Origin of the sequence: Nocardia sp. NPDC051832, assembly GCF_040681285.1 — a bacterium.
In the GTDB taxonomy this organism is placed as follows: domain Bacteria; phylum Actinomycetota; class Actinomycetes; order Mycobacteriales; family Mycobacteriaceae; genus Nocardia.
Genome location: NZ_JBFAYL010000002.1, coordinates 413,151 through 437,966, shown reverse-complemented (window position 1 = coordinate 437,966; position 24,816 = coordinate 413,151). Strand labels below are relative to the sequence as shown.

Annotated in this window: 23 protein-coding genes; 13 read left to right on the top strand and 10 right to left on the bottom strand. The window is 68.6% G+C overall.

Going from position 1 to position 24,816, the window contains the following annotated elements; genetic code table 11:
* From AB0M14_RS11875 to AB0M14_RS11855, 5 genes are all read right to left on the bottom strand, one after another.
* On the bottom strand, positions 1 to 897 hold the full coding sequence (locus tag AB0M14_RS11875; protein WP_364992646.1) for a 2-aminoethylphosphonate ABC transporter permease subunit: 897 nt from the start codon (positions 895 to 897) through the stop codon (positions 1 to 3).
* 331 nt (positions 898 to 1,228) lie between these two features.
* Complete coding sequence (locus tag AB0M14_RS11870) at positions 1,229 to 2,437, bottom strand: ABC transporter ATP-binding protein (protein WP_364992641.1); 1,209 nt, start codon at positions 2,435 to 2,437, stop codon at positions 1,229 to 1,231.
* A gap of 29 nt (positions 2,438 to 2,466) precedes the next feature.
* Positions 2,467 to 3,525, bottom strand: a complete 1,059-nt coding sequence (locus AB0M14_RS11865) for a 2-aminoethylphosphonate ABC transporter substrate-binding protein (RefSeq protein ID WP_364992639.1) — start codon at positions 3,523 to 3,525, stop codon at positions 2,467 to 2,469.
* Between the two features lie 51 nt (positions 3,526 to 3,576).
* Entirely contained in the window at positions 3,577 to 4,266 is a 690-nt protein-coding gene (locus AB0M14_RS11860) for a phosphonatase-like hydrolase (protein WP_364992635.1), read from the bottom strand.
* An 8-nt stretch (positions 4,267 to 4,274) separates the two neighbouring features.
* Positions 4,275 to 5,402 (bottom strand): TIGR03364 family FAD-dependent oxidoreductase, encoded by a 1,128-nt coding sequence (locus tag AB0M14_RS11855; RefSeq protein WP_364992633.1) that lies wholly within the window; start codon positions 5,400 to 5,402, stop codon positions 4,275 to 4,277.
* Positions 5,403 to 5,538: 136 nt separating this feature from the next.
* On the opposite strand from AB0M14_RS11855, the gene AB0M14_RS11850 reads away from it, so the two are divergent.
* The gene (locus AB0M14_RS11850; protein ID WP_364995667.1) at positions 5,539 to 6,267 is read left to right on the top strand and encodes a GntR family transcriptional regulator; all 729 of its coding nucleotides are present in this window, start codon (positions 5,539 to 5,541) and stop codon (positions 6,265 to 6,267) included.
* 101 nt (positions 6,268 to 6,368) lie between these two features.
* Complete coding sequence (locus AB0M14_RS11845; RefSeq protein WP_364992630.1) at positions 6,369 to 9,677, top strand: hypothetical protein; 3,309 nt, start codon at positions 6,369 to 6,371, stop codon at positions 9,675 to 9,677.
* Between the two features lie 206 nt (positions 9,678 to 9,883).
* On the opposite strand, the gene AB0M14_RS11840 is transcribed toward AB0M14_RS11845, so the two are convergent.
* The gene (locus AB0M14_RS11840; RefSeq protein ID WP_364995664.1) at positions 9,884 to 10,243 is read right to left on the bottom strand and encodes a DUF4254 domain-containing protein; all 360 of its coding nucleotides are present in this window, start codon (positions 10,241 to 10,243) and stop codon (positions 9,884 to 9,886) included.
* 537 nt (positions 10,244 to 10,780) lie between these two features.
* On the opposite strand from AB0M14_RS11840, the gene AB0M14_RS11835 reads away from it, so the two are divergent.
* The 4 genes from AB0M14_RS11835 (at position 10,781) to AB0M14_RS11820 (ending at position 15,131) form a co-directional block, all read left to right on the top strand.
* Positions 10,781 to 12,094 (top strand): family 1 glycosylhydrolase, encoded by a 1,314-nt coding sequence (locus AB0M14_RS11835; protein WP_364992628.1) that lies wholly within the window; start codon positions 10,781 to 10,783, stop codon positions 12,092 to 12,094.
* A 101-nt stretch (positions 12,095 to 12,195) separates the two neighbouring features.
* Positions 12,196 to 13,056, top strand: coding sequence for a helix-turn-helix transcriptional regulator (locus tag AB0M14_RS11830; RefSeq protein ID WP_364992625.1), 861 nt, complete (start codon positions 12,196 to 12,198; stop codon positions 13,054 to 13,056).
* A gap of 119 nt (positions 13,057 to 13,175) precedes the next feature.
* Entirely contained in the window at positions 13,176 to 14,585 is a 1,410-nt protein-coding gene (locus AB0M14_RS11825) for an APC family permease (RefSeq protein ID WP_364992621.1), read from the top strand.
* A 63-nt stretch (positions 14,586 to 14,648) separates the two neighbouring features.
* Entirely contained in the window at positions 14,649 to 15,131 is a 483-nt protein-coding gene (locus AB0M14_RS11820) for a hypothetical protein (RefSeq protein WP_364992618.1), read from the top strand.
* Here the strand turns inward: AB0M14_RS11820 and AB0M14_RS11815 are convergent.
* Entirely contained in the window at positions 15,128 to 15,610 is a 483-nt protein-coding gene (locus AB0M14_RS11815) for a hypothetical protein (RefSeq protein ID WP_364992616.1), read from the bottom strand. The genes AB0M14_RS11820 and AB0M14_RS11815 overlap by 4 nt on opposite strands.
* Positions 15,611 to 15,750: 140 nt before the next feature.
* Positions 15,751 to 16,518 (bottom strand): SDR family oxidoreductase, encoded by a 768-nt coding sequence (locus AB0M14_RS11810; protein WP_364992614.1) that lies wholly within the window; start codon positions 16,516 to 16,518, stop codon positions 15,751 to 15,753.
* Between the two features lie 64 nt (positions 16,519 to 16,582).
* Here AB0M14_RS11810 and AB0M14_RS11805 point away from each other — a divergent pair, with 64 nt between their 5' ends.
* Entirely contained in the window at positions 16,583 to 16,939 is a 357-nt protein-coding gene (locus AB0M14_RS11805) for a helix-turn-helix domain-containing protein (RefSeq protein WP_364992611.1), read from the top strand.
* Positions 16,940 to 16,985: 46 nt separating this feature from the next.
* Entirely contained in the window at positions 16,986 to 17,504 is a 519-nt protein-coding gene (locus tag AB0M14_RS11800) for a peroxynitrite isomerase (protein WP_364992608.1), read from the top strand.
* A 60-nt stretch (positions 17,505 to 17,564) separates the two neighbouring features.
* Here AB0M14_RS11800 and AB0M14_RS11795 read toward each other — a convergent pair whose 3' ends face one another.
* Positions 17,565 to 17,852, bottom strand: a complete 288-nt coding sequence (locus tag AB0M14_RS11795; RefSeq protein ID WP_364992605.1) for a DUF2631 domain-containing protein — start codon at positions 17,850 to 17,852, stop codon at positions 17,565 to 17,567.
* Between the two features lie 170 nt (positions 17,853 to 18,022).
* Here AB0M14_RS11795 and dxr point away from each other — a divergent pair, with 170 nt between their 5' ends.
* The 5 genes from dxr to AB0M14_RS11770 all read left to right on the top strand — a co-directional run bounded on the left by dxr (position 18,023) and on the right by AB0M14_RS11770 (position 24,583).
* A complete protein-coding gene (gene dxr, locus AB0M14_RS11790) occupies positions 18,023 to 19,165 on the top strand; it encodes a 1-deoxy-D-xylulose-5-phosphate reductoisomerase (protein WP_364992603.1) in 1,143 nt (380 codons plus the stop codon).
* 158 nt (positions 19,166 to 19,323) lie between these two features.
* Complete coding sequence (locus AB0M14_RS11785) at positions 19,324 to 20,526, top strand: M50 family metallopeptidase (RefSeq protein ID WP_364992600.1); 1,203 nt, start codon at positions 19,324 to 19,326, stop codon at positions 20,524 to 20,526.
* Positions 20,527 to 20,655: 129 nt separating this feature from the next.
* Complete coding sequence (ispG, locus tag AB0M14_RS11780) at positions 20,656 to 21,810, top strand: flavodoxin-dependent (E)-4-hydroxy-3-methylbut-2-enyl-diphosphate synthase (RefSeq protein WP_364992597.1); 1,155 nt, start codon at positions 20,656 to 20,658, stop codon at positions 21,808 to 21,810.
* Between the two features lie 55 nt (positions 21,811 to 21,865).
* Positions 21,866 to 22,729: a GNAT family N-acetyltransferase gene (locus tag AB0M14_RS11775; protein ID WP_364995661.1), complete on the top strand. Its 864-nt coding sequence runs from the start codon at positions 21,866 to 21,868 to the stop codon at positions 22,727 to 22,729.
* A gap of 63 nt (positions 22,730 to 22,792) precedes the next feature.
* On the top strand, positions 22,793 to 24,583 hold the full coding sequence (locus AB0M14_RS11770; RefSeq protein ID WP_364992595.1) for a penicillin-binding transpeptidase domain-containing protein: 1,791 nt from the start codon (positions 22,793 to 22,795) through the stop codon (positions 24,581 to 24,583).
* A 3-nt stretch (positions 24,584 to 24,586) separates the two neighbouring features.
* Here the strand turns inward: AB0M14_RS11770 and AB0M14_RS11765 are convergent, their stop codons facing one another.
* Positions 24,587 to 24,784, bottom strand: a complete 198-nt coding sequence (locus tag AB0M14_RS11765) for a hypothetical protein (protein WP_364992592.1) — start codon at positions 24,782 to 24,784, stop codon at positions 24,587 to 24,589.
* Positions 24,785 to 24,816 lie beyond the last annotated feature (32 nt).

The following is a 24,816-nucleotide window of genomic DNA, read 5'->3' as shown; positions in this document are numbered from 1 at the left end:
TCAGCGTCCTTTCCGGGAAGTGAAGCGGGCAAACACCATTCGATAGGCCGCGTACAGGGTCAGCGAGAGCGCCACCTGCACGGTGGCGAGCACCGCCGCGCCGGGCAGGTCGAAGGTGACGATGCCGCGGGTGTAGATCATCGCGGGCAGCGTCAGCACCCCCTTGGCACCGGTGAACAGCACGATGCCGAACTCGTTGAGCGTCAACAGGAGTACGAGACTCCCGCCCGCCGCCATCGCGGGCCACGCCTCCGGCAGCACCACTTGCCGCAGCACCCGCCACGGCGACGCCCCCAAACTCGCCGCCACATCGAGCTGTTCGCGCGGCAACTGCGCGAACGCGGCCAGCAGCGGCCGCACCACGAACGGCGTGAAGAAGGTGATCTCCGCGGCGATCACACCCCACGGGGTGGTGAGAAAGTTCACCAGCGGCGTCTGCCGCCCGGTGATCTCACTGATCAGCGCGTTCACCGCCCCCGCCGTGCCGTAGAGGAACGTGAACGCCAGCGTCACCAGGAACGAGGGCAGCGTCAGCACGGTATCGATGAGCCTGCCCACCACCGCCGACCCACGGAACGGCACGAACGCCAGCACCACCGCGAGAAAGGTACCGAGCATCAAACATCCTGTGGTCGACGCGACAGCGATGGAGACGGTGCGCCACAACGCCTGCCGGAACGCCTCCGACGCCAGCACTTCCGTCCACGTCGAGGTCCCGCGCCCGGTGGGCGTGACGGTCGACTCCGCGAGCACCCGGCCAATCGGATACACGGCGATGATCAGCACGATCAGCACCGGCGGCACCGTCCACAACACCGGCCGCCAATTGCGCCGTGCCGCGGGAAGCGGAGAGTCGACAGCCTCGACCGGGGGTTCCAGCAGCGCAGGAGCACTCATGACAGCTCCTCGTCCCGGAGGCGTGCAGCTACCGAGAACCGACCCACCCCTTGGCGCTCCCCGCCCTCGAGCCGTGCAGCCACCGAGAACCCACCCACCCCTTGGCGCTCCCCATCCTCGAGCCGTGCAGCCACCGAGAACCCACCCACCCCTTGGCGCTCCCCATCCTCGAGCCGTGCAGCCACCGAGAACCGACCCGCCTCTTGGGGTTCCGCATGGTGCCCGGGTCTCTTGTGCTGTCCGAACTCCTGCTCTCGCAGGGAATGCTGGTTAGGGCGACGAGTGGGCAAAGTGCCGGGGTCAGGGGTGGCGGGTGGAACCGCGGGCCCCCTCATGCCCGCGGTCCCGTCTCGTCCCCGCCGGCCACGGGGGTCGAGGGTGGGGGTCCCACCTCGGTGGGGATGAGGACGCCCGCCGGGTCCGGGAAGCGCACGCCGACAACGGAATCGAGGTCGGCGGCGAGGTGGCCCGGGACGTCGGCCGCGATGTCGCCGGGCAGGCCGTCGACGGAGAGTTGTAGACGGGTCGAGGCGCCGCGCCAGACACTGGCGCGGACGGTGGCGCGCAGGGCGTCTCGGTCGGTGGTGGCGCCGATGGTGAGGGTGTGGGGGCGGATGCAGAGCAGGGCTTCGGCGTCCGGAGCCCACGCGGCTTTGCCGACACCGGGTTTCGGGGCCTTCGCACGCAGGGTGTGTTTACCGGCGGTGACCAGGGCCGCGTCGCCGGAGATGTGGTTCACGGTGCAGGGCACCAGGTTCGCGCCGCCGAGGAAGGCGGCGGTGAAATCGCTGGGTGGGCGCTGCCAGAGGTTTTCGGCGGTGTCGATGTCGACCAGCCGGGCATCACGCATCACCGCGATGCGGTCGGCGAGCGCGAGCGCTTCGGCCTGATCGTGGGTGACGTACAGCATTGCCGTGTCCGGCAACGCCTTTCGCAGTTGTTGCAGTTCGCCGAGCATGGACTGACGCAGTTGCGCGTCCAGCGCGGCGAGAGGTTCGTCGAGCAGCAGGACCTTGGGGCGGATCGCCAGGGCGCGGGCGATCGCCACGCGCTGCTGCTGGCCGCCCGACAATTCGCGGGGCAGCCGTTTGGCATAGGACGCCATGCCGACCATTTCCAGCGCTTCGGCCACCCGCACGTCGATTTCCCTGCGCGGCACCCGATGCGCCTTCAGCCCGAACGCGACATTCCCGTGCACCGTCATGTGCGGGAACAGCGCGTAGGACTGCACGACCACCCCGATTCCGCGCTTGGCGGGCGAGAGGTCGGTGACGTCGCGACCGGCCAGCCGGACCGCGCCCGAGGTCGGCCGGACGAATCCGGCCAGGGCCTTGAGCGCGGTCGACTTGCCGGAGCCGCTCGGCCCGAGCAGGGCGACCGTCTCCCCGGCGGCGACGCGCAGGGTGAAATCGGACAGGGCGACCGTGGTCTTGCGACCCGTGCCGTACCGCACCCCGACCCGGTCGAACACGATGGCGGGTTCGACGACCGAGGACACTCGGGCCGTAGTGGATTTCGTCAGCGCGTCACCGACGTTCATGAGATCGGTCTCCTTCTCGGGCAGAATGCTCAGCTGCCGGTGGCCTTTTGGTACGCGGCGACATCGGCGTCGAGTTCGCTGATCACCTTCGACCAGTCCGGATGCACGACCTCGACGCCCTTGATGAGCGAGGCCGGGGTGGGCCCGGTGCTGGTCGGGGTGACCTCGGCGAGATCCTTGCGGGCCGAGACGGCGAAGGCGTCGGGGCCGAGGGTGGCCTGCACGTCCTTGCTGAGCAGGTACTCCATCAGCTTCTTGGCGGCGTCGGCGTGCGGGGCGCCCTTGGCCAGGCCCATGAAGTAGGGCAGCGAGACGGTGTGCTTCTTGCCGTCCGCCGAGGCCGGGAAGAAGATGGTGAACTTCGAGCCCTTGGACTTGATCGACTCCATGTTCATCTGGATGTCGCCGTTGGCGATGAGCAGCTCACCCTTGTCGACCTTGGGCTGCAGCTTGCCGGTCGAGGAGGACGGGCCGACATTGTTGGCCTGCAACGCCTTCAGGTATTCCAGGGCGCCTTCCTTGCCGCGCAGCGCCTGCAGCAGGATCAGCACGGCGGTGCCGTCGCCGGCCTGGCCGGGCGTCGAATACTGCAGCTTGCCTCGGTATTCCGGCTTCAGCAGGTCCTCCCAGCTCAGCTTGGACGCGTCGACCGAGGAGTTGGCGATGAAGTTCAGGTAGTTACCGGCCAGGCTGACGTACTTGCCCTTCGGGTCCTTCTCGGAGTCGGCGATCGCGGAGGTGTCGACGCCGATCGGCTGCAACAGCCCGGCGGCGTCGGCCTTCTGGATGAACGGCGGCAGCGTCACCACGACGTCGGCCTGCGGGTTGGACTGTTCCTTCTCGACCCGGTTGACCACTTCGCCGGAGCCGGCGGCCACCACATTGACCGAGATGCCGGTCTGGGCCTTGAACTTCTCGAACTGGGTCTTGTACCAGCCGTCCAGGCCGTCGGCGGAGTAAACGGTCACGGTCTGCTCGCCGGCGGCGCTGGAGCCGGTGCCGCCGCAGGCGGCGGTGAGCGAGACCGTGGACACGGCGGCCAGCAGCAGGGCGATCTTGGTGGACAGGCGCGTTGTGGAAGTACGCACGGTTGAACAACTTTCGCTTCGAAGAGGTGGAGGTTCGCAGGGACAGGTCGGTCAGGTGGTTTCGGAGAGGAGCAGCTCGGCGAACTCGGCCACGGAGGGCACCACGTGGGTGGCGCCGGCGGCGCGCAACTGCTCCTCGTCGTGTGCGCCGGTCAGCGTGCCCGCGACGATCCGCGCACCGGCGGCCAAGCCGGTCGCGATGTCGCTGGTCGTATCGCCCAGCACCGCAACGCGATCCACGGCGTCGACGCCCAGCCGCAGCAGCGCGGTGAGCACCAGGTCGGGATAGGGGCGGCCGCGTCCGGCGTCGGCGGGCGCGAGGGTGAGATCGGCGATGCCGGTCCAGCCCAGGGCGGTCAGCAGCTTGTCCTGGGTGCCGCGGCTGAATCCGGTCGTCAGCGCGATTTTGATGCCCGCGGCCCGCAGCTTCTCGAAGGCTTCGGCGGCGCCCGGGATCGGGGCGACGCCGACCTCGTCGATCAACGCGTCGTAGGCGGCTTCGAAGGCCCGGTTGGCTTCCTGCGCTCGATCCTCGGTGTCGAACAGCGCCCGGAACACCACGATCTTGGACTGCCCCATGGTGTCGACCACGTACTGGCGGGCCTGATCGCGGTGCGGGCCTTCGGCTTCGAGACCAGCGGCGGTCGCGGCGACATCGAACGCGCGCACCACCAGGCCGCCATCGGCGACGGTGGTACCGGCCATGTCGAAGACCGCGAGCTGAATATCGTTGTGCGGCATAGCATTCCTCACAGATTCAGTAGGTCGGCGGTCTGTTCGCCGAGGGCGGGTCCCAGGGTCATGCCGCGGCCGCCGGGGCCGGTGATCACCCAGACCCGCTCGGAGGCCTGGGCCCGGGTGACGATCGCGTTCGGATCGGTCGATTGGCTGTAAACCCCGGCCCAGCGCCGGATCACCTGCGGCAGTTTGCGTCCCAGCAGTTCTTCGGTCACCTGGGTGAGGTGCTCGTACGGGGCCTCGTCCACGTCGAACGCGAACGGCTCCGCGTACTCGTGGGTGTCGCCGATGGTGAGCCCGCCGTGCAGCCGCTGCACGCACAGCAGCTGCATCTTGTGCTCGGCGGCGGTCGCGGCCTGGGACTGCTCGGCGTTCAGGGCGTCCACCTCCGGCCCGGCGAAGCCCGGGTAGTAGCGGAAGCTGTCGCCGTCGGCGATGGCGGTGGTCAGCGGCTCGCCGAGCGGCGCGGTCTGCATCATCTGCAACCGGACCCGGCGCACGGGGAGCGTGCCGACCAGTTCCCGGGTCAGGCCGGTGTGCGCGGCGCCCGGGCAATCCAGCACCAGGTCGGCGTCGAAGGTTCGCCCCTGATCGTCGAGCACCGTCGCACCGGAACCGTTGTCGGTGATCGACCGCGCTTCGGTGCTCGCGTGGAAGGTGTAGCGGCCGGTAGCTGTCAGGTAGGCGCGCAGCGCGGGCAGCGCCTGCCGCGACTCCACCGCGGCATCGGTCGAACAGTGCAGTCCGGCAAGGAATTTCCCGCGCAACGCGGGATTCAGCTCCCGCACCCGGTCGGTGTCGAGCAGTTCGAAACCACGAGCCGCCGCCGTGGCCGACCCCGCGGCCGCCTCGGCGACGGCCAGTTCCTCGGGGGTGCGCACCAGCGTGAGCGACCCCGCCGGACGGAATCCGACACCGGGCACCTTCCCGCCGATCTCCTCCCACAAGTCCCGCGACCGCAGGGTCAGGTCGAGTTCGGCGGCGGACCGCCCGGACACCCACACCAGACCGAAATTGCGTACGGTCGCGCCGCGCGCTTCGGGCTCCCGTTCCAGCTGCACGACCTCGTGGCCGCGACCGACCGCGGCGAACGCGTGGGCGGTGCCGAGGATTCCACCTCCGATGATGACCAATCGCATGAACACCATGGTGACTAATGGTCTAGACCAACGGGTGTTTCCTGTGCGAACGCTGGGTTAACAATTGGTATAGACCAATACCGGGTACGCTGGCAGCATGGAAGCAACCGAGGTGACGGGCGCCGCATCGGCCGAAATGCCTAGCGGGAGTGAGGAATTGGTACTCCCGGCGCGGCAGCTGAAGTCCTATGTGGTGCGCACCGAGCTGGAGCGGATCCTCGCCGAACTCGAGGAGGGCGATCCCGTCCCGTCCGAGCGCGATCTCGCCGTCCGCTTCGAAGTGGCCCGGGAAACGGTCCGGCAGGCGCTGCGCGATCTCTTGGTCGAGGGCCGGATCCGGCGGCAGGGCCGCGGCACCGTGGTGTCCCGCCCGAAGATGGTGCAGCCGCTCTCGTTGCGGTCCTACACCGAGGGCGCGATCAGCCTCGGCCGCGTCCCGGGCCGCCTGGTCGTCAGCTTCGACGACATCCCCGCCGACGCCGACACCGCGCAGGCCCTCGGCCTTGCTCCCGGCACCCCCGTCATGCATCTGGAACGTGTCCTGCTCGCCGACGGTGAACGCATCGGCCTGGAAAGCACCTACCTCCCCCGCGCCCGCTTCGCCGGGCTGCGCGCCGACTACGACCCGACGACCTCGCTCTACGCGGCCGTCCGCGCGACGGGCGTGGTCTACAGCTCCGCGACCGAACGCATCGAAACCGTGCTCGCCTCCCCGCGCGAAGCCGCCTTGCTCGAATGCACGACCGCGCTGCCGCTGCTGCTGCTGCATCGGCGCAGCCTGGACCAGGACGGTGCGCCGATCGAACGCGTCCGCGCCCTCTACCGCGGTGACCGGATCGCGTTCGAAGCTCAGCTCAGCCGGTAACCCGCGCCCTAAAGCCGGTGCGGCGGGCCAGGGGATCGCCTAGCATCGCCAGGGTGTTCGAGGCCGTCTGGCCTGGGGAAACGATGAAGGGGGTGGCGGCAATGGGTGCCACGGCGACCAAGCTGCTCGAGGAGATCGAACCGCTGCCGGTACCGGCGCGCCGGCGTGCGGTCGCGGCCTGCGCGTTGCGACTGCGCGGGACCGGGGAGCTCGCGGGCCTGCTGGCCGAGTTGACCGAACGCGGGCACTACGAACAGGTGCTGGCCATCCATCTGGCGGTGGTCGCGGGCGACCGGGAGTACCTGCTGCGCCGGCTCGACGCGCCGTCCCCCGAACTGGCGGCGCGCGCGGTGAACGCGCTGGTGCGTTCCGAAGTCGAGCTGGCGGAGCTGATCGATCGGCTGCCGCGGCTGTCCCATCGCACTCGGCGCGCGCTGTACCGAGCGTTGGCCCGAGCCAAAGGCGCCTACGTCGCGGACCCGCTGCTGCCGGATATCCGACGGCTCTACGGCGACGGCGAGGCGGCGCGGATCCTGCCGTACTGCTCCGAGCCGACGGTCGCCAAGTATTTGCCCGAACTCGCCTACGCCGTGCCGGACTGGCCGGCCCTGGGCCGCAGGCACATCGGGACCGTTCTCGATTACGCCGAAGAACTCGCGCCGACCGCGACCGAATCCGAGTGGCAGGAGCTGTGGTCCCGGGTCGGCAGCTGTGCCCGGACCGCCGCCGAGCAGCATCCCGATCGGCTGCTCGCCTTGGCGGCGCGCGCGATCCGGCACACCCAGATCCCGCAGCTCCAGCCCGTCGGGGGTCGGCTGGCCCGGCACGACCTGGAATCCGTGGTCGCGCTCGTCCTGCATCCGTCCGGCCGCGGCGCCGGCCTGTCCGGAAACGCGCTGTGGTCGGTGCTGCGCGAGCAACCCGACGAGCGACTGATCGCCCTCTGCGCTGTCTACCCCCATTACCACCAGACGCGCTTCGTCCGGGCGCTCGCGCCGTCGCGCCGGACCGCGATCGTCCGCGCCGTCTTCGCCCGGCCGGGCGTCGACCCGGCCGCCTTCGACGCCTCCCTGCTCGAACTGCTCCCCCGGCACGAACGCGCCGAACTCGCGCGCGAACTGCTCGGCCGGCCGGGCGGCTCCGAGGTCCGGACGGTCCGCGAACGCCTGACGGCCCGATTGCCATGGGACGAGGCACAACCCGTGCTCGCCGAGGCCATCCGCCGGCCCACTGCCGAGGAACGCGCCTACGCCTACCCGCTGCTGATCACCGCCGCCTGCGGCGCGCGTGACCCGGAGGTCCTCGGCACGCTCCTGGAAACGCTGTGCCGATTGCGCAACGAACAGGATCCCGTGCGCGCCCGGGCGTTGCAGACGCTGACCGCGGTCCCGCCGACCCTGCTCCGCACCGGGCACCTGCCCGCCCTGGAACAGCTGTGCGGCGACGCGCTGCAAGCCCGGGACCGTTCCTACGACACCACGAACGCTGTCGCGACCCTGGCCCGCCTGCTCTTGCTCCGCGCGGTCGCCCCCGGCGGCGACCAAGCCTTCGCCGACACCGCGCTGCGCACGATGGAACTCCTTGCGGCGCATACCGTCCGGGTGCCCTTCTGGGGCATCCACGAGAACCTGCCCCGCGGCGCCGAACAACGCCTGTTCGAGGCGCTGCGGCGGCGGCTGGACAACGACGCGGCGCGCGACGACTGGGATCTCGCCCTGGATCTGGCCGCGGGCCTGGACAAGCGCGCCTGGAACGTCCCCGAGCTCCAGCGCCTGGTGCTGCGCGCCTGCGCGGCCAGCAACGACGCCGTGGTGCTCCGGGCAGTGGACCTCACGCTGAGCAATCCGGCGACCCGCGACGATCGCCTGTCGGCGTTGCTGAAGCGGGATCGTTCGCTGATCAGCCTGCCGCCGGTCCAGCGCTTGATCGGGGCGCGCCGCACCGACCTGCTGGAATCGCTGCTCGGCGCGGCCACGCCAGGGCGCTTCCTCGCCGCCAAGGTGCGCTTCGTGCCGAGCTTTCCGGGCGGGTTCACCGGTTGGACCGGACACCAGACCGAGCAGTACGCGCGGCTGCTGGGCGCGCACGCCGACCACCGGAAGTCCTCCCTCTGGGAAAAGACCTGGGCGGTCCGGCAATTGGGCCGGCTGCCGGATACCTTCGAGCGCCTGGCCGGGTATGTCGAGCACCCCGAGCTCACGGTGTCCGAAGCCGCCCTGACCGCGCTGGGACGCAGCGCGGATCCTGAGCGCGCGCTAGGTCTGCTCGCCGGCCACGTCGACTCCGATCGCGCCCGCGTGGCGGTGAGCAGCATGTCGGCGTGCGCGAAAGGCATTGCGCCCGAACGGCTCGCGGTGGCGGTGGCGCCGTTGCTGAACTCCCGCAAGATCACCGCCAACAAGGAGGGCGCCCGCCTGCTCGCCGAGCTGCACGCGCCCGAGGCGATGGCGGCGCTCCAGGAGCTCTGGCAGCGCCCGGGTCAGCATCGGGATGTGCGGCGGGCGGTGGTGTTCGCGTGCCGGTTCCTGCTGGACCGGGCCGCCGCCTGGGAGGTACTGGCCGAGGCCGCCGCCGATCCCGAAGTAGCCGGGGAGGCTTTGCATTTCGCGCCGCGCCTGCTGCCGGTCGAGCAACGCCGGCGGTTGGCGAGCCTGATCTTGGCGATGGCGCGCAGCACCGATGCCCAGCTCGCGTCCCAGGCGCTCGCGGCCCTGCCGCAGTGGAGCCGCTGGAGTCCGCCGGAGATGGCGGACGAGCTGGTGCGCCGGGTCGGCGACCTCAGCGAACTGGGTCTGTGGCGCGCGGCCGGGCAGGCGCTGGTCAACCTCACCCTCGCCACGAACGACCCCTCGGCGCTCCTGGCGGCGGTGCGTCAGCTGCTGACGACGGGCGGCGTCACACTGCCCGGCCGGGACCTGCCCGCGCGACAACGACTGTCCGCCTTGGCAGCTCTGCTCTCCAGCGCGGCCCGGTCGTCGGCGGCGGGCCGTGCGGCCGCGGCGGTGGTCGCCACCGAGCTGACGACCGACCCGCTCTGGCGGCAGGCCACGATCGACCTGCACCTGGCCGGAATTCGCTGGGACGAACCGGATTCCGCGATCGACGCGCTACGCCGGGCCGGCACGCTCGCCGACGGCGTGCTGGTCTGCTATCCGGCACGGCTGCTGGAGCGCGCCCTGCACCCCATCACCCTGCGCGCGACCACCGACTCGGCAATGCTGACCATCGGCCGAGAGCTATCCGATAGCAGCGATCTGGCTACCGCCTATTCCGCCGTATCATTGATCTCGTTGTGCGGCACACATTTCGGCTGGTCGCCGGAATGGAAAGAATTGCTTGCACGAATGCGTACGCATAACAAGATCGATATTCGTGCGGCGGCTTCGGCGGAATTCACGGTTGCCGAATAAGAGCCTGAATCAGCGGCGGGCGGGCCGCGCCAGTCGACCACGCGGCACGCCGGGCGGGGCGCCCCGTTGCGCCCGCCGTCAATGCCGGCGGCGTTTGCATCCTGGTGGAAACATTGGTCGGATGAATCCGCCAGGGACGCCACCCTATCCGGCAGTGACGCTGTTGGAGCAGTGTCACTGTCCGGACAAAGAACTGTCGTGCCGAGTCACTGTTCCGGCAATCGACGTCGCCCTCCGGCCACGTCGGTTACCAGATCAGTGTAGCCGTCAACAAGTTCTGCCAGGTGGTACCAATGTTTATGGGTATTGTCGCTGCGCGGGCCGGAAGCGTCGATGGCCTTGTTGGCATCGACCCAGCTGCGGGCCATCCGATCGACCACCGCGCCTAGGCTCTCGGTGTGCAGCGACGCACCGTTGCGGTGCTGCGGCACCTCCGAGGTGACCCAATCATTGATGTCGTCGACGAGTTCGCTTCGACGGCAATCGATTTCAGCAATTAGAAACGGATCGCCCACTTGGTTGCGGCGGGCGTGCAGTTCCGCGAGCGCATGCGCCGAGCGCAGCAACTCCCGATCCAGGAAGCGCCGCCCCTGAAATGCGCACAACAATTGTGGCGCCGTAGGCAGCGCCCCCACCGTGGGGGCGCTCATGACATCACCCGAAATACACCCGACACCAACGCTCTGTGTACCAACATGATTGGCTCTCGATTCGGTTATCCCGTGTCGCTGATTGGTAGTTCACTACTACGCTAGCCGAATCATGCTCTTACAGATGCAAGAACGCAAGAGTGCGTTCGCAAACCGCAGGTGCCCTGACATCGACTGCCCGACAACAACTTCGGCACGCTCATTAGTTACGCTCAGGGTCTCATCGACCGCGTCGTCCGCTCGCAATAGCAACCGTCCAGCATGATCCGAGACGCTACGCCACGGCGATCGGCACCGCCGCAGCGGGCCGGGGGTCGAACACCCGCCGATCGCATCGCTTCGGGCGACCGACCGGGATCCGCGACACTCGCCGCATAGCCACCAGAATCAGCTAATTTACAGCTACCCTCCATTCGGACATTCCCGACACTCTTGTCCCGGAGGAGGCTTCTGGTGCGCACCCGGCTGCAACGTCTGGCCCTGGCGGGGCTCATCATCATGGCCGCCACCCTGCTGCCCGCTGCCACGACGACCGCGACGCCGGTCGCACCGGCCGCCGCCACCGAGGCCGGACTCGGCCCGAACTTCTGGTGGGGCGTGGCCGCGTCCGGATTCCAATCCGAGGGGGACGCACCCGACTCGAACTGGATCCGCTACATCGAGGCCAACCCGGACTGGGACCGCTACGCGGACTCCGTCGACTTCCGCGCCCAGTACCTCCGGGACATCGAGCTCGCCGCCGGCCTCGGCGCGAAGGTGTTCCGCATCGGCATCGAATGGGCGCGGGTGCAGCCCAGTCCGGACCAGTGGGACGAGAGCGCCTTCGTCTTCTACGACAAGGTGGTCAAGGCGATCGTCGATGCCGGGATGCACCCCATGCTGACCCTCGACCACTGGGTCTACCCGGGCTGGGCCGCCGAACAAGGCGGCTGGCGCAACCCGGGCATGGTCGAACAATGGCTGGCCAGCGCCCGGGTGGTGGTGGACCGCTTCGCCGCCCGAAAGCCGGTGTGGGTCACCGTCAACGAGCCGGTCGCCTATGTCATGCACGAGGTCCGGCAGAACGACACCGACCCCGAACAGATGCTGGACCGGATCGCCGAGGCGCACAACACCATCTACGACTACATTCACCGGGTCCAGCCCGACGCGATGGTGACCAGCAATGTCGGGTATGTCGCCGGCGCCGAGGAAGAGACCAACGGCCCGCTCATGCGCCGCATCGCCGCCAAACTCGACTTCATCGGCGTCGACTACTACTTCGGCCACGAGCCGCCCGGCTCGGTGGCCGCCGATCGTCCCCGCGGCATGTGGGAACTGCCGATCAGCCCCGAGGGCATCTACTTCGCGCTGCAACACTATTCACGGCTGTATCCGGGCAAGCCGCTATGGATCGTGGAGAACGGCATGCCCACCGAGGACGGGAAGCCCCGCGCGGACGGGTACACCCGCTCCAACCATCTCAGCGACACCGTCTACTGGCTGCAACGCGCCAAGGCCGACGGCATGAACGTCATCGGCTACAACTATTGGTCCATCACCGACAACTACGAGTGGAGCTCCTACACACCCCGTTTCGGGCTCTACACCGTCGATGTCCGCACCGACCCCAGCCTCCGGCGCACGCCGACCGACGCGGTCGACACCTACCGCCGGATCATCGCCACCGGCGGCGTCCCAGCCGGCTACGTCCCGGTGCGCGCGCCCTCCGACTGCGCTCTGGTCGACCCGCCCGCGAGCTGCGACGCCCCCGTCAAGGTCCCGTAACCGGGCCCATCCCCCTCCGCTCGAACAAACTGACCACTTTTCCGCGCAAATCTGCTGGACTGGGTGAACTCTCACGTTCGCATGGGGAAAGGACTGTCGACATGGCGGGCAAGCGCACCGTCCTCACCGCGGGTTTGCGCCGGCTGGCCGCGCTGCTGTTCGAGATGCGGGAAGGTGTCGGGCTCAGCAAGGAAGAGGTCAGCGGCAAGACCGGGATCAACGTCACCACGCTCTATCGCATCGAGGCGGCGCAGGCTCGCCCGCAGCGGCGCACCTTGATGACGCTGCTCGATATGTACGGGGTGGAACCGGAACGACGCAAGTATGCCCTGGATTTGCTGACCGACGCGCAGAAACCAGGAATGTCGCGACCCTGGGAAGGGAACCTGACCGAGGTCTACGCCGCGTACATCAACTTCGAATCCGAGGCGCTCTCGGCGCGGCACTACCAGACCTCCTATATCCCAGGACTTTTGCAGACCCCGCAGTATGCCGTCGCGGTCATCGACACCGCCATGCCGAAGGTCGAGGCGTCCATCATGGAGAGCCGCGCCCAGGCCCGGATCGAACGCGCCCGGGTGCTCAGCAAGGACGACCCGCTGGAGCTGTGGGTGGTCCTCGACGAGGCCGCGATCCGCCGCGTGGTCGGCGGACCGGAGGTGATGCACGGCCAGCTGGAGAAGCTGATCCTGGAGGGCAAGCGGAAGAACGTCATCCTGCAGATCCTGCCGTTCAACGCGGGCGCGCATCCCGGGATGGCGGGCTCGTTCACGCTGGTCGACTTCCCGAAGCCGGAGGACCCGGAACTGGTCTATGTCGAAGGCATCGCCGGTGACGAGCTCATCGAAGGTCATGCCGAGATCCGGCGCTTCGGCGTCATCTTCGATCAGCTCCGGGCGATGGCGCTCAGCCCACGCGACTCCTCGGTGCTGATCGAGGACGTTGCCGCCGGAATGCAGTAGCGCCGACAGGGTCACCGATGCGACACGAAACTCGCTGACCTGCGGATAGTTTCGCTCAGAAACGGGTAACCTGCCTCTTCCGGATGTCGCACAGAGATGTCGCACAGAGGGGTGCCGCCATGGCCGATGTGACCGCTGAATCCGCTGCCCGGGAAGAACCCTCGCTCAAACGGGTGATGGGCCCCTGGCTGCTGCTGCTCTTCGTCGTGGGCGACATCCTCGGCAGCGGGGTCTACTCGCTGACCGGCAAGGTCGCCGGCCACGTGGGCGGCGCGGTGTGGGTGCCGTTCCTGGTCGCGTTCCTGGTCGCGCTCGTCACCGGGCTCAGTTACCTGGAGCTGGTCACCAAGTATCCGCAGGCCGCGGGCGCCGCGCTCTACACGCACAAGGCGTTCGGCATCCACTTCCTCACCTTCATGGTCGCCTTCGCCGTGATGAGCTCCGGCATCACCTCGGCCGCGACCGCGGCCCGCGCCTTCGCCGCCAACTTCGCCGCGGCTTTCGATTTCGACCTCGGCACCGGAATCGGCGTCACCCTGGTGGCGCTGGCGTTCATGCTGGTGGTCGGCGCGATCAATCTGCGCGGCGTCTCCGAGGGTGTGAAGCTCAACGTGCTGCTGACCTGCGTCGAGCTGACCGGTCTGCTGATCGTCATCGGAATCGGCCTGTGGGCCTTGGGTTTCGGCAACGGCGACTTCAGCCGGGTCACCGAGTTCGAGACCGGCGACCGCTCGGCGCTGGGCGGCGTCATCGTGGCCACGACCCTGGCCTTCTACGCGATGGTCGGCTTCGAGGACTCGGTGAACATGGCCGAGGAATGCAAACAACCCTCCCGGATCTTCCCGAAGGTACTGCTGGCCGGGCTGCTGATCACGGCGCTCGTCTACGTTCTGGTGGCGATCACCGCGGTCGCGCTGGTTCCGGTCAAGGATCTCTCCAAAGGCGACACACCGCTGCTGCAAGTCGTGGAGATAGGCGCGCCCGCTTTCCCGACGCACCTCTTCGCCATCATCTCCATGTTCGCGGTCGCCAATACGGCGCTGATCAACATGCTGATGGCCAGTCGGCTGCTCTACGGCCTGGCCAAGCAGCGGGTGATTCCGCGGCCGATCGGCAGCGTCAACCACGCCCGCCGCACCCCGCACATCGCGATCCTGTTCACCACCGCGCTCGCGCTCGGCCTGATCTTCTTCGTCAGCAAGGTCGCCGAGCTGGGCGGCACCACCGCCCTGCTGCTGCTCGCGGTGTTCACCGTGGTGAATGTCGCGGTGCTGGTGCTGCGCCGGGATCCGGTGCCGCACGACCATTTCCGCACGCCCACGGTGCTGCCGATCGTCGGCGCGCTCACCTGCGGGTTCCTGGTGACGCCGTACACCGACCGGAATCCGGACCAGTACGCCATCGCCGGCGTGCTGCTGGCCATCGGCGTCGGGCTGTGGGTGATCAACTATCTCGTGCTGCGCTTCACCGGCGCTGCGCCGCCGCCGAACAAGCCGCAGGCCGACATCACCCCGGCGCCGGAGCTGTAACTCGTTCCACCGTAACCGGACGGACGTGACGCGAGGCCGTACGGGTGGGTAATGTGTGCCTCGATGACCAGCATGGAAGCCCGCTTCGGTGACGCTACCCGGACAGTGCCACTACCGAATCCGTGGAACCTCAACGCGTACCTCGCCGATGTCGCCGCCTACCGCGGGCGCTCCATTTCGCTGCGTCCCGTCCCGGCCGACATGCTGTCCGAAAAAGGTTGCCGGGGAAAGGGTTTGTGGGTCGCCCGGAAACACGATGACATCATCGTCTACGACGGCGCCGCCACCGACCGCAATGCCGATCACATCATCCTGCACGAGATCGGGCACATGCTGCTCGGCCACGGCAAGGGTGAGCAGGAACAGTCCGCGACGCTGCCGCCCACGCTGGCGGCGCTGCTGCCGTCGATCTCGGTGCAGCATGTGCTGGGCCGCAACGAGTTCGGCGTCGAGCGGGAGCAGGAAGCCGAAGTATTCGCCGACATGACGATGGTGTACGCGACGCTGCCGCGCCGCCGCGGCCGCCGCCTCTTCGGTCGCCGCTAGCGATTGGTCGCGGGGCGCTCGCAAGGGTCGGCCGGTAACCAGTAACCACGCATGGGTGGCCGGCGGGTCCCGGCGCAGAGCCCGTCCACCAAATCCTGGTAGGTGTCGGCCATTTCGCCGACCCGCAACCAGGTGTCGTAGAACACCGGATCCGGCGCGTGCGCCAGCGGGATGGCCTGCGAGGCCAGTTCGGCCAGCCGGTCCACCACCTGCCCGACGGATTCGCAATGCACGTAACCGTTGTCCAGCGGCACCGGGGTGACGAGCGTGACCCAGCGGTCGATCGCCCGCACCAATTGGGTGCGCCGGCGATCGATTTTCGCCATCTCGCAGACCGGGGTGCGCTCCCGAATCACGTGCAGCTGTGTGAGTTCGCCTGCGGCGTCCAAGATCGGATGATCCTCGTGGGGCAGACCTCGGCAAGCCGCCAGCAGCAGCTCCTTGCCGGGCACCATCCAGTTGTCATTCGCATCCGTCATCGCATCGGCCTCCCACCGACCACCAAGTACTGACTAGACCCTCCCTGACCAGCGCCGCGAACGGAAGCGGACAACTCTATGGTCCCCCGATTGTCCGCATACCGCGCCAAGATCGCCGAAATACCCGGACACAGGCGGTTTTACGGACCGGCGGAGACCGGCGGCAACACTTCAGCATCGAGGTAGTCGGCGCCGCCGACGTAGACCGTATGGCCGGATTCCGCTGTGCCCGTGGTCGCTTCGGCCACCGCGACCGCGAACTGCTCGATCGTCGGCAGGTCGCCGTGGTCCTTCCGGGCCGCGACCGCGTCGGGATCGCGGCGTTCCAGCAGCAGCACGATGGTGGTGCCGTCGATCATGTCACCGGACACCACTCGCAGCTCGATTCCGCGTTCGGCCAGCTCAGGGATCATTTCCCGCAGCGCGTCCTCGCCCGCGCGCTTGCTCGCGGCGATCGGCGCGTAGTCGGCCGGGACCGGCTTGCGCCCGTGGAAATGCGCCTGATGACTCGTCACGAACACGATGCGGCCGCCAGAAGGCATGTGCGGCAGGGCAAGACGAACCAGCCGCGTCTGCGCGTCCCGATTCAGCGCCATCGCGTAGTCCGGCCGCGCACCGCGCTCCAGCCCGCCCGACGCGTTGAGCACCAGCACATCTATCCGGCCGAACCGGTCCGCCACACCGTCGATCAACGCGCGCGCGGAGTCGGCCGCCGCGATGTCGGCGCCCGCGGTCGACGCACTCCCGCCCGCCGCGCCGATCTCCGCCGCTATCACCTCGGCCCGCTTGCGCTTCTCCCGGTAGTTGACGATCACGTGATCCCCCCGCGCCGCCAGCACCCGCGCCGTCTCGGCCCCGATGCCGCGCGACGACCCGGTGATCAGGACGATCCGCTGCGCTGATTCCACTGTCTCCCCTAACGTTTCGCCCCGACCACTTGCTTCTGATTTAGAACCACTATGGTGATTCGAAATGAGAAGCGCAAGCGGAGCCAAACCACCCCGGGGTCATGCCGATCCGGCCCACGCGCCGATGCTCGCCGCCATGGATCTGCTCGGCCAACGCTGGAACCTGCGCGTCCTCTGGGAACTGGAACCAGGCAAGCTCGGATTCCTCGAACTCCGCCGCCGCATGGGCCAGTGCTCCTCGAGCATGCTGTCCACCCGCCTGCACCACCTCCAGTCCGCCGGACTGCTCGCCAAGAACCCCGACAAGACCTATGAACTGACCCCGGCGGGTGTGGCACTCGGCACCGCGCTGGAGTCGGTTTGGGCCTGGTCACAGCGCTGGTCCAGCCGACTCGACAGCGAGAATTCCGACGACCACTGACCGGAAAGATTCGGTGGTAAGCGAACGCGACCAGCAGTCCGCGCCTATGCTGTCGGCCGTGGTCGAACCTACGCCGTCTGTCGCCCTGCACCCCGATATCGCACCGCTCGCGCCGCTGCTCGGTACCTGGCGCGGGGCCGGACGCGGGGAGTACCCGACCATCGAGTCGTTCGACTACCTGGAGGAGATTCGGTTCGGGCATCTCGGCCGGCCGTTCCTCACCTATCGCCAGCGCACCCGAGCCGCCGACGGCAGCCGGCCGATGCACGCCGAGACCGGTTATCTGCGCTGCCCGCGGCCGGACCAGCTGGAGCTCATTCTGGCGCACCCCACCGGTATCACCGAGATCTGCGAGGGCGGGCTCACCGTGACCGACGGCGAGCTGCGCATGGAGTTCGACTCGACCAGCATCGGCCGCTCCAGCACCGCGAAAGCCGTGACGGCACTGGGTCGTTCGCTGCGCGTATCCGGCGACACCATCGACTACAGCTTGCGGATGGCGGCGGTCGGCGAACCGCTGCAACATCACCTCGCGGCCACCCTGCGCCGCGATCCGGCCGCCTGAAACGAGTTTCGCCGCCCCAGCGCGTGGCCGGAGCGGCGAAGACTGCCGAATAAAGCGGTACTACCGCGGCTTGTTGCGCGTGAACGCGTCGCGGATCAGAATGCCGAACAGCAGCGCGGCGAACCCGATCAGGAAGATGTAGCCGACGTTGCCGGAGCCGGACGAGCTGCCCTGCACGCCCGCGAACAGCATGCCGAGCAGGATCAGCGCGACGACCAGGCCCGCGATGCGGAAGGTGCGCGGCGATTCACCGCTCCAACCCCAGGCGGCCGAGGGGACCTCGGCGGTGTCCACGTGGGTGACGATCCGGCGCTCGGTGGTGGTGGTTTCGAGTTCCGTGGCGGCCACGATCGCTCCTCAGCTCGTTCGGGTAGGGGCTATTGCCCGTTATCGTGACATACGACGGTGTGTCGTTGGAAGTCGGCCGGGCCAGTCGCGTCGTCTCGAGCCCGCCCGTCGCCCGACCACCACCCCCCACTGTATCGCTGCGCGATGCTGTCGTTGTAACAATGAGGTTCGTGTCCGACATCGTGAGAGTCCTGCTGCTCGGCAGCACCGGATCCATTGGTACCCAAGCCCTCGAGGTGATCGCCGCCAACCCCGACAAGTTCGCAGTGGCCGGACTGGCCGCGCGCGGCGGGAACACCGCGTTGCTGGCGGAGCAGATGGCGGCCACGGGCACCCGCAATGTCGCGGTCGCCGATCCGGCCGCCGCCCGGGAACTCGAGCTCGAACTCGGCGGCGCGGACGCGGTGACCGAACTGGTGCGGCGCACCGACGCCGACGTGGTGCTCAACGCGCTCGTCGGATCGCTCGGCCTGGAACCCACCCTCGCCACCCTGGAATCCGGCACGCGGCTGGCGCTGGCCAACAAGGAATCTCTGGTCGCCGGGGGTTCGCTGGTCACCCGCGCCGCCGCCCCCGGTCAGATCGTCCCGGTCGACTCCGAACACTCGGCGCTGGCCCAGTGCCTGCGCGGCGGCCGGGCCGAGGAGGTCGACCGGCTGGTGCTCACCGCCTCGGGCGGCCCGTTCCGCGGCTGGACCACCGAGATGCTGGAATCGGTGAATCCGGCCGAGGCCAAAGCACATCCGACGTGGTCGATGGGTCTGATGAACACGCTGAACTCGGCGTCGCTGGTGAACAAGGGCCTGGAACTGATCGAGACGCATCTGCTGTTCGGCGTGCCTTACGACCGGATCGACGTCACCGTGCATCCGCAGTCGATCGTGCACTCCATGGTCACCTTCACCGACGGCTCGACGCTGGCCCAGGCCAGCCCGCCGGATATGAAACTGCCCATCGCGCTGGCTCTGGGCTGGCCCGACCGGGTCCCCGGCGCGGCCGCCGCCTGCGATTTCGGCACCGCGTCCACCTGGACCTTCGAACCGGTGGACAGCACGGTGTTCCCGGCGATCGATCTGGCTCGCCAGGCCGGCGAGGCGGGCGGCAGCGTCACCGCCGTCTACAACGCGGCCAACGAGATCGCGGTGCAGGCCTTCCTGGACGGCCACATCCGCTTCCCCGACATCGTCCGCACCGTGCAGCGCGCGGTCGACGCCGCAGGCCAGTGGCACGCCGAACCCGAAAATCTCGCCGAGGTACTCGCCGCCGACACCTGGGCCCGCGACTTCGCAAGGGCCCTTGTCAGCGCCGGGTAATTCTGGCCACAGCGTCATCCCGACGCGCGCTCCGAACCGAGCCTGGCACACTGTCGCGTAAGGGTTGCCCGGCTGCGGTTAGTGTGGTTGGGCGTGGTCCGGCTTTCCTGGGCCGTCTGTCATCGAGGTCTGCGTCATGCAGGAGGGCTGTCAATCACATGGTGTTCGCGTTGGGGTTCGCGCTGTTCGCCCTCGGCATCACGATTTCGGTCGCGCTGCACGAGTGCGGGCACATGTGGGCCGCCCAGGCCACCGGCATGAAGGTCCGCCGCTACTTCGTCGGCTTCGGCCCGAAGGTGTTCTCCTTCCAGCGCGGTGAGACCGAGTACGGCCTGAAAGCGCTGCCGCTGGGCGGTTTCTGCGATATCGCGGGCATGACGGCGCTGGACGAGCTGGCGCCCGAGGACCTGGACCGCGCCATGTACCGGCAGGCCACCTGGAAGCGGCTGCTGGTGATGTCCGGCGGTATCGCGATGAACTTCCTGCTCGGCTTCCTGCTGATCGTGGTGCTCGCGATCGGCTGGGGTCTGCCGCGTTTCGATCAGCCGCCGGAGACCGCGCTCGGCACCATGGGCTGCGTCGCGACCATGAATCCCGACCTGACCTTGCAGCCGTGCACCGGCGCGGGCCCGGCCCAGCAGGCCGGGCTGCAACGCGGTGACGTGGTCAAGTCCGTGAACGGCGTCCCGGTGTCCACCTGGAAGCAGTTCCAGGCCGAAACCCAGAAGCAGACCCAGACCTTCACCTACACCGTCGACCGGGACGGGCAGACCCTCACCATCCCGGTCACTCCGCAGCGCACCCTGCGCTACCCGGCCGAAGGCGAGCCCGGCAAAGAGGTCAGCGCCATCGGCGTCGGCCCGGACTTCTACGAACCCGTGCAGTACGGCGTCCTGTCCGCGATCCCCGCCTCGGTCGTCTTCACCGGCGACATGTTCGTGCGCACCTTCCAGTCGCTGATGCAGATGCCGGAGAAGGTTTCGGCGCTGTGGACCGCCGTGACCGGCGGCCCGCGCGACCCGGAGGCCCCGGTCAGCGTCTACGGCGCCAGCCGGATCGGCGGCGAGACCGCCGAACGCGGGCTCTGGAGCGTCTTCATCCTGATGCTGGCGAGCCTGAACTTCTTCCTCGGCGCGTTCAACATCCTGCCGCTGCTGCCGCTGGACGGCGGCCACATCGCCGTGGTGATCTACGAGAAGATCCGCAACACCCTGCGCGGCTGGAAGGGCCTGTCACCGGGAGCGCCGGTGGACTACCTGAAACTGCTACCACTGACCTACGTCGCGGTGGTGATCGGCGGCGCGTACATGCTGCTCACCCTGGCCGCGGACATCGTGAATCCGGTGAAGCTCTTCCCCTGAGCCGGTACCCTCGCCAGTGGTTGTCTCCACCGTCATGTCACCGTCGTCACACAGTTCCCCCACGCCTGCCCGACTAAGCTCGGGAGGCGAACGGCCCGCACGTCATCGCAGGAAAGTAGGCAGCCGAAAGTGACCACCACAATCGGATTGGGCATGCCGACCGCACCGGTCGCCGTTCTCGCGCCCCGGCGCAAGACTCGTCAGTTGATGGTCGGCACCGTCGGTGTCGGCAGCGATCACCCGATCGCGGTGCAGTCGATGACCACCACCAAAACCCACGACGTCAACGCCACACTGCAGCAGATCGCCGAACTCACCACCTCCGGCTGCGACATCGTGCGCGTCGCGTGCCCGCGGCAGGAGGACGCCGACGCGCTGGCGACGATCGCCCGCAAGTCGCAGATCCCGGTGATCGCCGACATCCATTTCCAGCCCAAGTACATCTTCGCCGCGATCGAGGCCGGTTGCGCGGCGGTCCGGGTGAACCCCGGCAACATCAAGGAGTTCGACGGCCGCGTCAAGGAAGTCGCGAAAGAGGCTGGGGCGGCGGGCATTCCGATCCGCATCGGCGTCAACGCCGGCTCCCTGGACAAGCGGATGATGGAGAAGTACGGCAAGGCCACCCCGGAGGCGCTGGTCGAGTCCGCGCTGTGGGAAGCCTCGCTGTTCGAGGAGCACGGCTTCGGCGACATCAAGATCTCGGTCAAGCACAACGACCCGGTGATCATGGTCGAGGCCTACCGGCAGCTGGCCGCGCAGTGCGACTACCCGCTGCACCTGGGCGTGACCGAGGCCGGTCCGGCCTTCCAGGGCACCATCAAGTCCGCGGTCGCCTTCGGCGCGCTGCTCAGCGAGGGCATCGGCGACACCATCCGGGTGTCGCTGTCGGCTCCGCCCGCCGAGGAGATCAAGGTCGGCGATCAGATCCTGCAGTCGCTGAACCTGCGGCCGCGCAAGCTGGAGATCGTGTCCTGTCCGTCCTGTGGCCGCGCCCAGGTCGACGTGTACACCCTCGCCAATCAGGTGTCCGCGGGGCTCGAGGGCATGGAGGTGCCGTTGCGGGTGGCCGTCATGGGCTGCGTCGTGAACGGGCCGGGTGAGGCTCGCGAGGCCGATCTCGGTGTGGCCTCCGGCAACGGCAAGGGTCAGATCTTCGTCAAGGGCGAGGTCATCAAGACCGTGCCCGAGCACCTCATCGTCGAAACCCTGATCGAAGAAGCCATGCGCATCGCCGAGGGAATGGCGGACGTCCCCTCGGGTGAACCCACTGTGACGATCAGCTAAGTCACGTTTCTACATAGCCGTACCAGATGAGCCTGTGACGTGGCAGGCTGTCGATGTGCGGAGTCTGCTGGAGCCGGCGCGTCGGGCGAGATACCTGCCCGCGCGTCAGCTCGCGAACCGTGACCTGGCTCAGGTCCTGCGCGTGCTCGATGCCGATCCAGTGGCCTCGTGCATGGTCGCCGCACGACTCCAAGAGTTCGGCATCGACACCCGCGCCGGGCAGGGTGAGCTGTGGAGCCGCGGAGCACCCGCCGAATCGCTGTGCTTCTCCGGCGCCAATCTGGTGCCGTTGCGCGGCGATCAGGAGGCGCTGCGCGCGTTCGCCGATCGCGCGGCGCGCTGGCCGCGGGTCGCTTCCTCGGTGGTCGGCCGCCAGGAACTCGCCCTGCCGTTATGGGAGATGCTGACCGTGCGCTGGGGCCCGGAGCGCGAACTGCGCGGCGAACAACCGCTGCTCGCGCTGGGGCAGCCGCCCTTGGCCACACCCGACCCGCTGGTGCGCCGGGCCCGGCTCGACGAATTGGACCGCTATCTGGACGCGGCGATCGCCATGTTCATCGAGGAGGTCGGCATCGACCCCCGGGCCGGCGACGGCGGCCGCGGCTACCGCCGCCGCATCCAGAGCCTGATCGAATCCGGCCGGGCCTGGGCGCGTTTCGAGGACGGCGAGGTGGTGTTCAAGGCCGAGGTCGGCTCGCTGTCGCGGCGCACCGGGCAGATCCAGGGCGTGTGGGTGCGCCCCGATCGCCGCGGGCACGGGCTCGGCACCGCGGGCACCGCCACCATCGCCAACGCCGTGGTGGCCTCGGGGCGCACCGCGAGTCTGTACGTCAACGACTACAACACCGTGGCCCGGCGGGCCTACGGGCGCATCGGATTCCGCCAGATCGCCACCTTCGCCACCGTGTTGCTCGACTGACCAACAAGCGCTTTACGGTGCGCCACCTTTGTTTGCTGAAGCAGGGCGCTACGATTCGTGCCGATGTCATCGACACGTCTTCTGATCCTGCCCGCGATCGTGGCGATCGTCGTGGCCGCCGCCGGATGCTCGACCAGCCCACAGGGACCGGTCGCGGCGGCCGAGGCCTTCGTCACCGCCTTCGCCCAGCGTGATCTCACCCGGGCGGCCGAGCTCACCAGCCTGCCCGAGAAGGCCGCCGCCGCAATGGATTCTGCCTGGACGCAGCTGCAAGCCGAGGAGCTGACGGCGCACACCGGCGCGATCCGGATCAACGGCGACGCCGGGACGGTGGATTACACCTACCGCTGGCGGCTGCCCAAGGACCGGGTCTGGACCTACACCGGCCAGCTGCACATGGGCCGCAGCGACGGCAGCTGGAAGGTGCGCTGGACCGCCTCGGACATCCATCCGAAGCTCGGCGACACCCAGACCATGCAGTTGCGGGTCACCCCGGCCCCACGCGCCCGCGTCAACGAGCAGTCCGGCACCGATGTCCTTGTGCCGGGCCAGGTTTCCCGGGTGACGTTCAATGCCGCCGAGGCCCCCGACCCGGGCTGGGTGTCGATCGTGCTGTCCTCGGCGCTGCGGCGTTTCGACTGGAAGCTGACCGCCGAGGCGATCCGGGACGCGGCGCTGGACACCGAGGGCCCGTACCGGGTCGCGGATCTGAGCGAGAACGAATTCGACGCGGTCAGTACCGATCTGACCACGCTGCCCGGCGTGCACGTGACCGAGCAGTGGGATCTGCTGCCCACCGACCGCTGGTTCGCCCCGGACCTGATGACGCAGATCCGCAAGACCGTGATCGCCGAGGTGGACGGCAAAGCGGGCTGGAGCGTGGTGACCCGCAACGCCAACGGCATGGAGACCGACGTGCTCACCGAGGTGGCCGCCCAGCCCGCGCCGTCGTTCGCGCTGAGCATCGACCGCAATGTGCAGAGCTCGGCCCAGCGCGCGGTGGACGCGCGCACCGAGCAGGCCATGATGGTGGTCTTGCAGCCGTCCACCGGGGCCATCCTCGCGGTCGCGCAGAACCCGGCGGCCGACCGGGACGGCCCGGTCGCGACCATCGGCGCCTACCCGCCCGGGTCGGTGTTCAAGACCGTCACCGCCGCCGCGGCCATGGCCACCGGGGCTGCCACGCCCGACACCGTGCTCCCGTGCCCGAGCCGAATCACCATCGGTGAGCGCATGATTCCCAACTACAACCTGTTCAGCATCGGCGACGCGCCACTCAGCGCCGCCTACGAGCGGTCCTGCAACACCGCGTTCGCCAAGCTGGCCAGCACGCTGCCCGCCGACGCGCTGCACCTCGCCGCCGCGAAACTCGGCGTGGGCCCGGACTATACGGTGCTGGGCATCCCGACGATCACCGGAAGTGTGCCGCCCGCACCGGGTTTGGTGCAGCGCACCGAGGACGGCATCGGGCAGGGCCGGGTCCTGGTCAGCCCGTTCGGGATGGCCCTGATGGCGGCGACCATCGCGCGGGGTTCGGTGCCGGTGCCCTACCTGATCGCCGGGCGCGAGACCGCCGTCCAGCACGCGCCGCCGCCGATCGAACCGAAGGTGGTGCAGGGCCTGCGGACCATGATGCGCAAGGTGGTCACGGGCGGCACCGCGGAACGGATCGCCGATCAGGGCGAGGTTTACGGGAAGACCGGGGAGGCCGAGGCGGGCGGTGGGTCGCACTCGTGGTTCGTCGGCTTCCGCGGGGATATGGCGTTCGCGACGCTGCTGGTGCAGGGCGGGAGTTCGGACAACGCGGTCGCGGTCACTCGGGACATGCTGGCCGCGCTACCGGCCGGATATTGACGGCTAGCGGTAGAGCAGACCCCAGGCGTCGGGCAGCGGATTGTCGGCCTGCTCGGTGTGCGACATCTCGACGCGGCTGTTCGGCGCCTCCAGGATCAAGGGCAGCGGTCCACCGTCCTCACCACCACCGAGTAGCTGGACGACGATGGTGCCGCCGGCGATTAAACCGGCGGTCGCGAGGAGGGTGGTGTACCGCTTCATGGTCGGTCTCCCTAGATTCGGAATTTGAGAAG

What these genes read in the sequence shown, in the direction of transcription:
- AB0M14_RS11875 (WP_364992646.1), bottom strand. Translation starts at nt 897, where the DNA reads ATGAGTGCTCCTGCGCTGCTGGAACCCCCGGTCGAGGCTGTCGACTCT.
- AB0M14_RS11870 (WP_364992641.1), bottom strand. Translation starts at nt 2,437, where the DNA reads ATGAACGTCGGTGACGCGCTGACGAAATCCACTACGGCCCGAGTGTCC.
- AB0M14_RS11860 (WP_364992635.1), bottom strand. Translation starts at nt 4,266, where the DNA reads ATGCCGCACAACGATATTCAGCTCGCGGTCTTCGACATGGCCGGTACC.
- AB0M14_RS11855 (WP_364992633.1), bottom strand. Translation starts at nt 5,402, where the DNA reads ATGCGATTGGTCATCATCGGAGGTGGAATCCTCGGCACCGCCCACGCG.
- AB0M14_RS11850 (WP_364995667.1), top strand. Translation starts at nt 5,539, where the DNA reads ATGCCTAGCGGGAGTGAGGAATTGGTACTCCCGGCGCGGCAGCTGAAG.
- AB0M14_RS11845 (WP_364992630.1), top strand. Translation starts at nt 6,369, where the DNA reads ATGGGTGCCACGGCGACCAAGCTGCTCGAGGAGATCGAACCGCTGCCG.
- AB0M14_RS11830 (WP_364992625.1), top strand. Translation starts at nt 12,196, where the DNA reads ATGGCGGGCAAGCGCACCGTCCTCACCGCGGGTTTGCGCCGGCTGGCC.
- AB0M14_RS11825 (WP_364992621.1), top strand. Translation starts at nt 13,176, where the DNA reads ATGGCCGATGTGACCGCTGAATCCGCTGCCCGGGAAGAACCCTCGCTC.
- AB0M14_RS11820 (WP_364992618.1), top strand. Translation starts at nt 14,649, where the DNA reads ATGACCAGCATGGAAGCCCGCTTCGGTGACGCTACCCGGACAGTGCCA.
- AB0M14_RS11815 (WP_364992616.1), bottom strand. Translation starts at nt 15,610, where the DNA reads ATGACGGATGCGAATGACAACTGGATGGTGCCCGGCAAGGAGCTGCTG.
- AB0M14_RS11805 (WP_364992611.1), top strand. Translation starts at nt 16,583, where the DNA reads ATGAGAAGCGCAAGCGGAGCCAAACCACCCCGGGGTCATGCCGATCCG.
- AB0M14_RS11800 (WP_364992608.1), top strand. Translation starts at nt 16,986, where the DNA reads ATGCTGTCGGCCGTGGTCGAACCTACGCCGTCTGTCGCCCTGCACCCC.
- AB0M14_RS11785 (WP_364992600.1), top strand. Translation starts at nt 19,324, where the DNA reads ATGGTGTTCGCGTTGGGGTTCGCGCTGTTCGCCCTCGGCATCACGATT.
- AB0M14_RS11770 (WP_364992595.1), top strand. Translation starts at nt 22,793, where the DNA reads ATGTCATCGACACGTCTTCTGATCCTGCCCGCGATCGTGGCGATCGTC.
- AB0M14_RS11765 (WP_364992592.1), bottom strand. Translation starts at nt 24,784, where the DNA reads ATGAAGCGGTACACCACCCTCCTCGCGACCGCCGGTTTAATCGCCGGC.